We start from the raw sequence: 11,736 nt of genomic DNA, 5'->3' as shown, positions 1-11,736 counted from the left end.
CGGGGCGGCGCTGGTCGCCTGGCCGACGGCCTGGGACTGGCCGAGGCCGTCCGCGTCGTCGCCGTCACCGTTCTTCGAACCGCCGCCCTGCTCGGCGGCGTTGCCGCCGTCGGCGGATGCGGTCGCCTTCACCTCCGGCTCGGCGCCACCGGGAGCCGTGGACGCGTCGCTCGGCTCCGGCTCGGGGTCCGGCTTCTGCGCCGGGGGCTTCGCGGCGTCACCCTTGCCGTCGTCGCCCTGGTCACCCGGCTTGCCGCCGCCGTTCCCGTTCTGCGGGGCGTCGGGGGTCTTGGTCGGCTGCTCCTGCGGAGCCTCGGGCGTCTTGGTCGGCTCCTCCTGCGGAGCCTCGGGCGTCTTGGTCGGCTCCTCCTGCGGGGCCTCCGGCGACTTCGTCGGCTCCTCCTGGGGCTCCTCGCTCGGGGCCGGGTCCTGCCCGCCGCCCGCTCCGGCGCCGCACTTACGGCCGTCGTTGATGCAGTCGACCATCTCCCCCATCAGATCCTTGTCGAAGATGTTGATGAAGTCACCGTGGTCCGTGCCCGGCTTGTGCAGCTGCTCCGGGAAGGAGTCGACCGCGAACAGCGGCGTCGTGCGGCCGCCGTCGTTCAGGCTCGGCGCGTCGATGTCGTAGACGATGCGCTGGACCAGCTGCGGGATGGAGCGGAAGCCGGACGGGCAGTTCCCGGCGGCGTCCGCGAACGCCACGTGGGTACGGTGGTTGGCACTGTCGATGTTGCGGCCGTCCCAGCAGCTCTGGAACTTGAAGGTGCGGACGACGTCGCTGCCCTGCGGGCACAGCGGGTACTTGTCCTTCAGCTGCCGGTCCTCGAAACCGGTGCAGCTCCAGGAGGCGTTGGCGTTGGCCGGGCCGTTGACGAACGACTTGGCGTCACCGGTGATGATGCGCAGCAGGCGCGGCATGGCCGTGACCTTCTCCCGCGGGTTGCCGACGAACGTCAGCGTGACCTGCTTCGGCGTGACGATCTCGCCGGCGTTGCCCTCGATGCCGCCGCCGGGCTTGTTGGCGTCCTGCTCCTGGGTGCCGTTCTGCAGGCGGACGACGGGCCAGTAGTAGGACGACTTGTCGCCCTGGTCGTCGCAGCTGGTCTCGGCGTTCGCGAGGTCCTGGTCGCTGGCGAAGGCGTTGTTGGCCTGGTTGCCCACGTAGTCGTGGAAGTGGTGGGCGCCGTTGCTGACGCCCGGGGCGGCGATGATGTTGTCGGAGTTGAACAGGCCGTTCTCGTTCACGCCGCAACTGGTGGCGAAGGAACCGCGGGACGCGTCGCCCTCGGGGCGGGGGTTGTTCACGTTGGGCTGGACGCTCTTGATGTCCGCGAAGTCGGCGGCGACGGGGCCGTTGCCCGCCTGGCCGCCGTTGGCGCCCTGGCCGTTCCCCTGATCCTGGCTGCCCTGGCCCTGTTCCCGGCCTGGCTGCTCGGTGGCGCCGCCGTCCTGGCCTTCGCCCTGTGCGGGAGCCTGGTTGCCGTCCTGCACAGTGCAGGCGGCCAGGGCCTCCAGCCCGTCGGGGCGGTCCCCGACGCGGTCGATGGCGATCGCGATGCGCTCAAGGGTCGCGCCTCGCTTCTCCTTCAGCGGATTCACGATCGCGTTGTCGGCGAAGCCGGGATCCTGCCGCATCTGCTGTGCCGATTCGCTCAGCTGCTGATAGGCCTTGGCGATCTGCTCGTCCAGGAGGGCGAGTTCCTTGTCGACCTCCCCCCGCGCCTGCTCGGGCACCGAGGTCAGCTTGGTGCCGACGTCCGGGCAGTCGATCGTGGCGCCCGCGGTCCGGACCCCCGTGCCGGACCGCGTCGCGGCGGAGTCACCGCCCGAACCGCCGCCCGTGGCCGAGGCGTAGACGTTCGCGGCCATCAGGCCGCCTCCGCCCAGGATCAGTGCGAATGCGGCGAAGGTCGCGCGTCGTGGTCCGGTAGGGCGTCTTCGCGTGTTGCGTCCCAAGGGTGCTCTCCTGCGCTTGTGGCGTGCCGGGCATGAAAATCCCCTCGTCCCATACGTACGGGAGCAGCCCGGCGTTCAGGCCGCTCGAAAATTTTCGGAGAACTCTCATGAAGCGCGGGGCGGCCCGGGCCCCGCCGGACTGCGCGTCCGGCGGGGACGCGCAGGTCAGCGGAAGTTCACGTCACTGCACAGGAAGTAGGTCTGGTCCATGTGCGAGGCCTGCCAGATGGTGTACACGACGTGCCGGCCGCTCAGCCCCGAAGTGCTCACCGGGATCTCGTAGTTCTGACTGGGCGCGTACCTGCCGGTGCGCTTGACGAGCTGGAGGTCGTTCCACGTCAGCGGCCGGGTGGTGGGGTCGAAGCCCTGCCGCGTGACGTAGACCAGGAAGTAGTCGGCGCCGTGACTGGCCTGGTCGTACAGCTTCACCGTGAAGTTGCCGGTGATGTCCGTCGTCTTCCAGGCGCCGACCGCGTCGAGGGAGTTGTACCGGCCGCCCTCGGTCCGGCCGCCGCTGCACAGCTGGCCGTTGGGGACGACGGCCTGGAAGTTGCCGCCGGAGCCGTTGCGGTACAGGCCGTTCCAGTTCCACATGGCGTTGGCGTCGGCCCGCCACGCCTGCCAGCACATGGGGTCCTGCTGGGCCATCGCAGGGTTCAGGTGATCGCTTCCCCAGCGCTGCCAGCAGCCGTAGTTGCGGGAGGCCGGGTCGACGACCGAGCCGTGGGCGACGGCGGTGCCGCTCCACGGGAACAGGCCGAGCAGTGCGGCGACCAGCGCGCTCAGGGCGAGCGTCAGGCGGGACCTGAGCCTGGGAAGGCGTGAGACACCGTCACGTACGTCATGACCATGACAATTCATGATCTCTCCCTTTCGGGTGTGGGGGTTGCCGTGCATTCCAGCGCGGCTTTCGATCATGTTTCGATGTGGGAGCGCTCCCATACGGCACATAGGCTGCACCCGATGACACGAGTCGGCAATGCGCGATTGCGCCACTTCCGTGTCGGTCAGAGCCGGTCCAGTTCCTTCGTGGTGCGTCCCAGGTAGGTGGCCGCGCCCGGCTCGGGCACCTCGATCTCCTCGAAGCCCAGCCGGGCGTAGAAGGCCCGGGCCCGCGTGTTGGCGGTCGCCATGGCCAGGTGGACGGCCGGCACTCCCCTGTCCTGGAGGGCCTGGAGCAGCGTCCGCATCAGCCGGCGACCGTGGCCACGGCGCTGCCAGTCGGGCAGCAGATCGATGTGCAGGTGCGCGGGGTGGGCGGCCAGTTCGGGCAGCACCATCCGTTCGGGGTCGTGCAGCAGGCCCGCTATCACCTCGTCCGGCGTGCGCGGCGGGCCGGGCGGTTCCGGGTAGCGGCCGGCGACCAGGGGAAGCCACGTGGCGCGAAAGGCTTCGACGAAGCGCGCGGTGTCGGCCGCGCCGAGGACGTAACCGACCGCCCGCCCCCGCCCGTCGTCCAGCACGAAGGCCAGTTCCGGCTCCAGATGGACGTACGGGGCGGCGAAGGTCGCCGGGAAGATGCCCGGGTCCGCGTAGTGGGGGCGGCTGTCCTCGCCGTGGTGGGCGGTGCGGATGCAGATGTCGTCGAGAGCCGGGCGGTCCGCGGGGCGGTACGGGCGGATGGCGGGTGACGTGGTCATGATGGCATCGTGCCCACAGTGGGAGCGCTCCCTCAAGTCGCTTCTCCCCGTCGGCCGAGGGGAGCGGCCGGTCTGCCCGTGGGCACCCCGCGCAAACATCCCGCTACCGGCTCGGACGAGCGCGGCTTAAGCCCCCCGCCCGGGGTTACCCGGCTCACATGGTGAAGCTGCATATTCCGGGACGAAAAGAACAGCACGAGGCAGAGGCACCGCCTCCGGAGAGCCCACGCCCTGGGTTCGAGGCGGAACGCCGGGAATCTCGTGAGGCGGAACGCAGGGAGCCCGACAAGGCGGAAGGCCGGGAGGTTCCGGAGGCGGAACGCCGGGAGGCCGACGGGGCGGAGGGCAGGGAGGTTCCGGAGACGGAACGCCGGGAAGCCGACAGGGCGGAAGGCCGGGAGATTCCGGAGACGGAACGCCGGGAGGCCGACAAGGCGGAAGGCCGGGAGGAACCCGCGGCCGCTGCCGAGGAGCCCGGTCCCGACCCCGAAGTGGAGCGGGCGGCACCGGACACGCCCACCGACCTGCCCCGGAAGTCCTGGGTCGCGGTACTGAAGGGCAGCGTGCGGGAGTTCAAGGACGACGAACTGACCGACCGGGCGGCCGCGCTGACCTACTACGGCGTGCTGGCACTGTTCCCCGCGCTGCTGGTGCTGGTGTCGATGCTGGGCCTCACCGGCAGGTCGACCACGGACAAGGTGACCGAGAACGTCCGCGAGCTCGTGCCCGGCTCGGCGGGCGACATCATCACCCGGGCCGTGGACCAGTTGCAGGGCAACGCCGGCGTCGGCTCGCTGATGGCGATCGTCGGTCTGGTCCTGGCGGTGTGGTCGGCGTCCGGCTACGTGGGCGCGTTCATCCGCTCGGCCAACGCCGTCTACGACATGCCCGAGGGCCGGCCGGTGTGGAAGCTCCTGCCGATGCGGGTGGGCGTGACGGTCCTGCTGCTGGTGCTGGCCGTCATCAGCTCGCTGATCGTGGTGTTCTCGGGCGGTCTGGCCGAGCAGGCCGGGGACGCCCTGGGCATCGGGGACACCGCGCTGACGGTGTGGTCGATCGCCAAGTGGCCGGTCCTGGTCCTGCTGGTCGTGCTCATGATCGCGATCCTCTACTGGGCGGCCCCGAACGCCAAGGTGAAGGGGTTCCGCTGGATCACGCCGGGCAGTCTGCTGGCGCTGCTGATCTGGATGGTCGCGTCCGCCGGTTTCGCGGTCTACGTTGCCAACTTCGCCTCGTACAACAAGACCTACGGCACGATGGCCGGTGTCATCGTCTTCCTGGTGTGGCTGTGGATCACCAACCTGGCGATCCTGCTGGGGCTGGAGTTCGACGCGGAGACGGTGCGGCAGCGCGCCATCGCCGGTGGTCACCCGCCCGAGGACGAGCCGTACACCCAGCCGCGTGACACCCGGGCGTGGGACGAGCAGGACCGCCGCCGGCTGGAACAGACCTGACCCCTCCGCCGCTGCGGTTCAGCCCATGAGCCCGGCGGCGACCGTCGCACCCAGTTCCCGGCACCGCCCGAGGTCGCCCTTGTCCGGCTCGCCGGTCACGGTCACGGCCTCGGCGGTGCGACGCCAGCCGAGCCCGGTCGTCACCGACTCGATCCCGCGGACCGCTCCGGTGGCGTCGTTGCCGCCGTGCACCCAGTAGCCGAAGGGGCGGCCGCGGGTGGCGTCCAGGCACGGGTAGTAGACCTGGTCGAAGAAGTGCTTGAGGGCGCCGGACATGTAGCCGAGGTTCGCGGGAGTGCCGAGGAGGAAGCCGTCGGCGGCGAGGACGTCGGAGGCGGTGGCGGACAGCGCGGGCACGCGGACGACCCGGACGTCCTCGATCTCGGGGTCCGTGGCCCCGGAGAGGACGGCTTCGAACATCGCCTGGCAGTGCGGCGAGGGCGTGTGATGGACGATCAGCAAGGTGGCCACGGCACCTGACCTTGCCGTGCGGGCCCCCGCCACCGCAAGCGGCGACGGGGGCCGGGTGCCGCCTGAGCAGTCGCTGTCGCTCAGCGCTTGCCGCGACGGCGGATGAGCAGGCAGGCCACGAGGACGGCACCGGCGCCCGCCAGCAGGGCGGCCCGGTGGTCGCGCACCTGCTGCGGTGCCTTGTCCTGCCAGACCTGCTCGGCCTGGGCGGCCTTCTCCTTCGCGCCCTGAGCGGCGACGGCGCCCTTCTGCTTCACCGGCTCGGGCAGCTTCTCCTCCACGGTGTGGGCCAGCTGCGAGGCCTTGGCCCGGGCCTGCCCGCCCCATTCCTCGGCCTTGACGCCGGCCTGTTCCCTGACTGCGGCGGCCTTCTCACGGGCTCGGGTCTTGACGTCGGCCCGGTCCGCCAGTGCCTGCACGGTGTCGCCGAGTTCGTGGCGGGTGTGCTCGACCTGCTCGCGCAGTTCCTCCTGGCTGCGGGCGGTCGGCTCGTCGTGCGGAGGCTGGGTCATCGCTGTGCACTCTCCTTGATCTCGGCCACGTCGGCCTTCACGTTGTCGATGGTCTGCTGCGGGGCGGGCGGGGTGGCGCTGCGCACCTGCTTGCGGCCGGCCAGCGCCGTCAGGCCCGTGGCGACGGCCAGCACTCCGGTGACGATCAGGGCCGCCGCCCATACCGGCAGCGGTACGGCCAGGGCGGCGATCCCCGTGGCGACCAGGGCCTGAAGGGTGACGAAGCCGAGTACGCCGGCTCCGCCGAACAGGCCGCCGCCCTTCCCGAAGCGTTTGCCCTTCTCGGTCATCTCCGCCTGCGCGAGGCGCATCTCGCCGCGCACCAGGTCGGTCAGTTGCTCGGTGGCACGCTGCACCAGCTCGCCCACCGGCTCGTCTCCGGCCGCGTTCCCCGTGCGGGGAGCGGCGGAGGCCGTGCGGTGCGTGTCCGTCATGGCGATCACCTCCCGGTCCGTGGTTGCGGGCCGGGTACCCCGGGAGAGGCGGAAAGGACACCTGGTCGGACAACTTCTGATGACGATGAGTGAGCGGCGCAAGATCTGGTACCCGTCCGCCGCTCAGAGACGAGAAAGGGAGGTACCGCCTTGTCGCAGGTAGAGGAATCCATCGAGGTCCGTGTGCCGGTGCACACCGCGTACAACCAGTGGACGCAGTTCGAGTCCTTCCCCGAGTTCATGGACGGTGTCGAGCGCATCGAGCAGCGCACCGACACCCTCACGCACTGGGTCACGAAGGTCGGCGGACAGGCGCGGGAGTTCGACGCGGAGATCACCGAGCAGGTCCCGGACGAGCGCGTCGCCTGGACCACCGTGGGCGGCGAGGCGCGGCAGGCCGGTGTGGTGACCTTCCACCGCATCCAGGACGACACGACCAAGGTCATGCTGCAGATGGAGTTCGACCCCCATGGTGTGGCCGAGACGGTGGGCGACAAGCTCGGCTTCGTGAAGCGGCAGGTCTCCGGTGATCTGCGGCGCTTCAAGGAGTTCATGGAGGCCCGCGGGGCGGAGACGGGCGCCTGGCGCGGCCAGGTCTGACCGGGTCCGAGGAGGCCCCCGCCGCCGCGCGTGGCGGGGGCCTCCCGCTGTGCGCTGCCTAGGCCACCGGGGCGGCGATCCCGCTCCGGAAGAGCTGCCGGGTCTGCCGGCTCAGGTCGTTGAGGCGCAGGGCGAGTCGTGTCGCGGCGTCGTAGAGGGCGTGAACCGCCCGGAGTCGCTCCAGACGGGGGGCCAGGGCCGACAGGGCGATGGCCAGGGCCACGCCGGCCCAGGCCACCGGCCCGAGCGGGGTGCAGCCGAAGAAGTGGCTGACGCCGGGGGTCTGGACGAGGGCGGCCAGGACGGCGGCCGAGCCGAGGGCCGTGACCCAGACGAGTGTGCTGTGGCGCCGCCCGGAGAGGGTCTGCACGAGCTGTGCGCCGACGACACCGCACAGGGCCATGGTGGTGGACCGGCGTTCGGTGCCGGGGGTGAGGCGGCCGATGAGGTACGCCGTGACCGCGCCGAGGCAGGTGGTGACGCCGCGGCGGCGGATGGAGCGCAGCAGGGGTGCGCCGAGGACGTCGAGGCCCATCGGTCCGGTCGCGGCGTGTTCCGCGGTCGAGGGGTCGCTGCTGGGGGTGACCGCCACGGCCATGGCCGGGAACATGTCCGTGAGCAGGTTGACCAGCAGCAGCTGACGGGTCGACAGGGGCGAGGCGCCGGCGAGCAGGGTGCCGAGGACGCTGAAGCCGACCTCGCCGGCGTTGCCGCCGATGAGGATGCTCACCGCGTCGGCGACGCTGCGCCACAGCGCGCGGCCCTCGGCGACCGCGTCCACGAGGACGGACAGGTCGCCGGTGGTGAGCACGAGGTCGGCGGCGTTGCGGGCGGCGGCCGAGCCGCGGGACTCCACGCCGACCCCGACGTCGGCGGCGCGGATGGCGGCGGCGTCGTTGGCGCCGTCGCCGGCCATCGCCACGACCCGTCCGGCCTGTTGCAGGGCCTCCACGACGTGCAGCTTCTGCTCGGGTGCGACCCGGGCGATGACGCCCGCGCCGCGCAGGACCCGGACGCGTTCGCGGCGCTCCATGGCGACGAGTTCGTCACCGGTCACGGCCTCGGTCTCCTCCGGCCAGCCCAGTTGCAGGGCGATGGCGCGGGCGGTCTCCGGGTGGTCGCCGGTGAGCATGACGGGCAGGATGCCGGAGCGGCGCAGTTCCGCGAGCAGGGCGTGCGAGGTGTCGCGGGGGACGTCGGCGAGGGCCACGAAGCCGCTGAACTCCAGGTCGCCGAGGGGCAGGTCGAGTTCCGCCTCGGCGTCGTCGGCCCGGCAGGGGCGGCGGGCGACGGCGAGGACGCGCAGTCCCTGCCCGGCCAGTTCGTGGGCGGTGTCCCAGGCGTGGGCGGGCAGGTCCCGGCAGGCGGGCAGGATCGTCTCGGGGGCTCCCTTGACGACGAGCAGTTCGCCCATGTCCGGGTCGCCGTCGCGGCCGATCGCGGCGGCGTAGCCGCGGCGGGTCTCGAAGGGCAGCTCGCCCGTTGCCGCCCAGCCCTCGTCGGGCGGGGCGACGTCGAGGACGGCCTCGTCGGTGGCGTGTGCGACCCGGCGGCCCTCCCCCGTCTCCTCCTGGGGGCAGGCGCGCGCGGCCAGGCGTACGACCGGGGCGGCGTGTTCGTCGTCGGTGGCGAGGACGGTGCCGTCGGCGGTGGCCACGCGGACCAGGCGCAGTTTGTTCTCGGTGAGGGTGCCGGTCTTGTCGAAGCAGACGGTGTCGACCCGGCCGAGTGCCTCCAGGGTGCGTGGGGTGCGGACCAGGACGCCGCGGCGGGACAGCCGGCGGGCCGCCGCCATCTGCGCGACGGTCGCGACGAGCGGCAGCCCTTCGGGGACGGCGGCGACGGCGACCGCGACACCGCCGCTGACGGCGCGCCGGACGGGGCTGCCGCGCAGCAGGGACAGTCCGGTGACGACCGCGCCGCCGGTGAAGGTCACCGGCAGGGCCTTGCGGGTCAGTTCCTGGAGCCGGGCCTGGACTCCGGCGGGCGGCGGGGTCCGGGCGGCCAGGGTGACGGCCCGGCCCGCCTCGGTCCGGTCGCCGGTGTCCACGACGAGGGCGGTGGCCCGTCCGGCCACGACGGTGGTGCCCTCGAAGACCATGCAGGTGCGCTGGGCCACGGGCAGGCCGGGGGTGGCCTCGACCGCCTTGGTCACCGGCAGGGACTCGCCGGTGAGCGCCGACTCGTCGACCTCCAGGCCGTCGACGTCCAGCAGCCGGGCGTCGGCGGGTACGACGTCGCCGGCGCCGAGGCTGATCTCGTCGCCGGGCCGCAGCCGGGCGGCGTCGACGGTGACCGTGCGTTTGCGGCTGTCCTGCTTGCGGGCCTTGGGCTGCTGGCGGGCGGCGAGCCGCGCCAGGGCCTGTTCGGCGCGCAGTCGCTGGAGTCCCCCGGTCACGGCGTTGAGGTCCATGGCGCCGACGACGAGCAGCGCGTCGACGACCGAGCCGAGGAGGGCGGAGGCGACGGCGCCCGTGGCGAGGACGGGGGTCAGCGGGTCGTCGAGTTCGCGGCGTACGGCGCCGGCCGCCTGCCAGGTCCAGCGGGCCGGGCTGGCGGCGGGGTGCCGCGTCATGCGTGCGGCCTGCTGCCGTGAGCGGTCGGCGAGCAGGGCGAGTCCGCGGGGTTCGCCGTCGTGGTCGTCGCGTCGCAGCCGGTCGCGGGCCTCCTGGGGTTCCAGGGCGTGCCAGGGGATGTGCAGGCGGGGTTCCGGCGGGGTGGCCCGGGCGACGCGGACGGCTTCGACCCAGCCGGTGATCAGGGCATTGGCGGCGGCGATGTTGACGGGGGCGTGCCGGGTCAGGGGCAACGGGAGCCGCAGGCCGGGGGGCTGACCACCGCGGGCGACCAGGAGCCCGGAGAGGGCCGCCCCGGCCCGGGCGAGGGTCTGCGACCGTCGTCCGACGCGCCGGGCGGCGGGGATCGCCGTGAGCAGCCGCCAGACGTCGGCGAGGCCGCCGGGGACCAGCGCGTCGACGCCCCAGGAGACGGCGCCCCCTCCGTCGGTGAGGGCGACGGCCACGTCGCCGGCGGGCAGTCCGGCCGCGACGTTCCCGTCACCGGACTCGTCCAGGCGGGCGACGGTCACGACGACGTGCCCGTCGTCCTGCAAGCCCCGTACGACGTCCCCGAACGGCTTGGCACTCGGGGCGACCTCGTCGGCCAGCCGGGTGATGTCCTTCAGGTCGGAGCCGCCCGCGATCACGACGTGCAGTCCTGCCCGGCGGGCGGCGTCCAGGACGGCCTCGGCGAACGGATGGACCGGGTCGTCGGGGAGGCCGTCGTCGGTGGCGTCCCGCCGCAGGCTGCGCAGGGCGTCGGCGTGCAGGACGAGGGCATCGGCGATCTCCAGCTGCCGCAGCCGCTCCCCGTTGCGCAGGAGGATCCCGGCGCGGGCGAGGAAGGTACCGAGGGTCGCGCCGAAGGCGGCAGGTCCGTATCGGGCCGCCTTCGGGGATCCGGCGAGGACCGCTTCGGCGGCGTCGTTGGCGCTGTGGGTGACGAGGAGGGTGGCGGCGGCGCCGGCGAGGCTGCCGGTGCTGGCGTGGGAGGCGTACTCCGCGGCGGGGGTGACCTTGAGCGGTGGCCGGGCGTCCGTGGGGCCGGGCAGGCTGGTGCGCTTGTGGTGGCAGACGTCGTCGTGCAGTGCCTCGAAGGCCGCGGCCCTGGCCACCGCCTCTGTGAGCTGGTTGCCGCGCAGGATGCCGTCGAGCACGAGCGCCAGCGGGGTCTGGCCGATGCCGTGGGCGGCGGCGTTGGCGGCGGCGAGGACGAGTTCCATGCCGGACGTGCCGAACCGCTGCCGGAGCAGGGCCCGGAAGCGGGGGTTCTCGCGCAGCAGCGTGACGGTGGCGGTGATGATGCGCGAGGTGGGCGGGATCAGCAGGGACCGGCCCGCCAGGGCGCCGGCCGCGCCGGCGGCGTCCAGCAGGATCGCCGCCGCGGTGACGCGCACCTCGGCGGGGTCGCCGGGGTGGCTGGTGTCCCGGAGGTTCGGGTCGGCGCCCTGGTCCAGGCCGAGGCGGGTGGCGAGTGCGGTGGCCCGCTCGGCGACGCGGTCGGTGGCGGCGTCCTCCGCGACGGTGACGACCAGGCGGGCGAGTCCCCCGTCCCAGTACGCCGTGAGTACGTCCGGGTGCTCGACCAGTTCCCCGGCGACCCTGCGGGCGATCGCTTCGGCCTCGCCGTCGGGGTGTCGCAGCGCGAGGTGGAGGCGCTGCCCGGCTTTCCAGTGCTGTCCGCCGGTCAGGGCGTTGCGGGCGACGTTGCGGACGCGGCGCGTGGTGTCGTAGGCGGAGGTCACCGATCGGGCGGTGCCGCGGGCGGCACCCGCGGCCGCGCCGGCCACGGCCCCGACGAGGGGGGTGACGTCGAAGCGTGTGAGCATCTGCTGCTGTCCCGACTCAGCCGGTGGGGCGGCTGTCGTGTGTCTGCCCGTGGGGCTGCTCCTCGCCGTGGTGCGCGGTGGCCTCGGCCACCTGCTTCAACGCGGAGGCGGTGGCGGTGTCGCCGACCTTGGCGGGCTGTTCGTGGACGTGCTGTTCCGGCCGGTCGTGCCGGTAGTGGGAGGCGGCGAGTCGGCCGCCCGGTCCGTACGCGGAGGTGTCCTCGTCGTCCCGGCCGGACGCGGCCGAGCGGCGCGCCCCGCTCTCGCCGGCCGGTGTTC

Annotated in this window: 9 protein-coding genes and 1 pseudogene; 2 read left to right on the top strand and 8 right to left on the bottom strand. The window is 73.0% G+C overall.

The window, feature by feature from the left end; genetic code table 11:
- The 3 genes from AB0E85_RS38750 to AB0E85_RS38740 form a co-directional block, all read right to left on the bottom strand.
- The coding region (locus AB0E85_RS38750; protein WP_361937469.1) for a DUF1996 domain-containing protein at positions 1 to 1,872 on the bottom strand (1,872 nt) is incomplete at its 3' end.
- A gap of 252 nt (positions 1,873 to 2,124) precedes the next feature.
- A complete protein-coding gene (locus AB0E85_RS38745) occupies positions 2,125 to 2,820 on the bottom strand; it encodes a lytic polysaccharide monooxygenase (RefSeq protein ID WP_361937468.1) in 696 nt (231 codons plus the stop codon).
- A 146-nt stretch (positions 2,821 to 2,966) separates the two neighbouring features.
- Positions 2,967 to 3,599: a GNAT family N-acetyltransferase gene (locus AB0E85_RS38740; RefSeq protein WP_361937467.1), complete on the bottom strand. Its 633-nt coding sequence runs from the start codon at positions 3,597 to 3,599 to the stop codon at positions 2,967 to 2,969.
- 158 nt (positions 3,600 to 3,757) lie between these two features.
- Between AB0E85_RS38740 and AB0E85_RS38735 the strand changes: the two genes are divergently transcribed.
- Positions 3,758 to 5,053: a YihY/virulence factor BrkB family protein gene (locus AB0E85_RS38735; protein ID WP_361937466.1), complete on the top strand. Its 1,296-nt coding sequence runs from the start codon at positions 3,758 to 3,760 to the stop codon at positions 5,051 to 5,053.
- A gap of 18 nt (positions 5,054 to 5,071) precedes the next feature.
- Here the strand turns inward: AB0E85_RS38735 and AB0E85_RS38730 are convergent, their stop codons facing one another.
- The 3 genes from AB0E85_RS38730 to AB0E85_RS38720 form a co-directional block, all read right to left on the bottom strand.
- Positions 5,072 to 5,524 (bottom strand): NAD(P)H-dependent oxidoreductase, encoded by a 453-nt coding sequence (locus AB0E85_RS38730; RefSeq protein WP_361937465.1) that lies wholly within the window; start codon positions 5,522 to 5,524, stop codon positions 5,072 to 5,074.
- An 80-nt stretch (positions 5,525 to 5,604) separates the two neighbouring features.
- Positions 5,605 to 6,036, bottom strand: coding sequence for a DUF3618 domain-containing protein (locus AB0E85_RS38725; RefSeq protein WP_361937464.1), 432 nt, complete (start codon positions 6,034 to 6,036; stop codon positions 5,605 to 5,607).
- A complete protein-coding gene (locus tag AB0E85_RS38720) occupies positions 6,033 to 6,470 on the bottom strand; it encodes a phage holin family protein (protein WP_361937463.1) in 438 nt (145 codons plus the stop codon). The genes AB0E85_RS38725 and AB0E85_RS38720 overlap by 4 nt, the downstream gene beginning before the upstream one ends.
- A 150-nt stretch (positions 6,471 to 6,620) precedes the next feature.
- On the opposite strand from AB0E85_RS38720, the gene AB0E85_RS38715 reads away from it, so the two are divergent.
- Complete coding sequence (locus AB0E85_RS38715) at positions 6,621 to 7,070, top strand: SRPBCC family protein (RefSeq protein WP_361937462.1); 450 nt, start codon at positions 6,621 to 6,623, stop codon at positions 7,068 to 7,070.
- A gap of 58 nt (positions 7,071 to 7,128) precedes the next feature.
- Here AB0E85_RS38715 and AB0E85_RS38710 read toward each other — a convergent pair whose 3' ends face one another.
- Together AB0E85_RS38710 and AB0E85_RS38705 are read right to left on the bottom strand one after the other, a co-directional pair.
- Positions 7,129 to 11,457 (bottom strand): cation-translocating P-type ATPase, encoded by a 4,329-nt coding sequence (locus AB0E85_RS38710; protein WP_361937461.1) that lies wholly within the window; start codon positions 11,455 to 11,457, stop codon positions 7,129 to 7,131.
- 16 nt (positions 11,458 to 11,473) lie between these two features.
- A pseudogene (locus tag AB0E85_RS38705) lies at positions 11,474 to 11,736 on the bottom strand (hypothetical protein); the annotation flags it as partial.

Origin of the sequence: Streptomyces sp. NPDC029044 (assembly GCF_040637495.1) — a bacterium.
Lineage (GTDB): Bacteria > Actinomycetota > Actinomycetes > Streptomycetales > Streptomycetaceae > Streptomyces.
The sequence above is the reverse complement of the archived record's forward strand: the minus strand, read 5'-3'. Positions and strand labels throughout refer to the sequence as shown.

Excerpts from the sequence above, each read along its gene's own strand:
- AB0E85_RS38745 (WP_361937468.1), bottom strand. The coding sequence starts at position 2,820 with ATGAATTGTCATGGTCATGACGTACGTGACGGTGTCTCACGCCTTCCC.
- AB0E85_RS38740 (WP_361937467.1), bottom strand. The coding sequence starts at position 3,599 with ATGACCACGTCACCCGCCATCCGCCCGTACCGCCCCGCGGACCGCCCG.
- AB0E85_RS38735 (WP_361937466.1), top strand. The coding sequence starts at position 3,758 with ATGGTGAAGCTGCATATTCCGGGACGAAAAGAACAGCACGAGGCAGAG.
- AB0E85_RS38725 (WP_361937464.1), bottom strand. The coding sequence starts at position 6,036 with ATGACCCAGCCTCCGCACGACGAGCCGACCGCCCGCAGCCAGGAGGAA.
- AB0E85_RS38720 (WP_361937463.1), bottom strand. The coding sequence starts at position 6,470 with ATGACGGACACGCACCGCACGGCCTCCGCCGCTCCCCGCACGGGGAAC.
- AB0E85_RS38710 (WP_361937461.1), bottom strand. The coding sequence starts at position 11,457 with ATGCTCACACGCTTCGACGTCACCCCCCTCGTCGGGGCCGTGGCCGGC.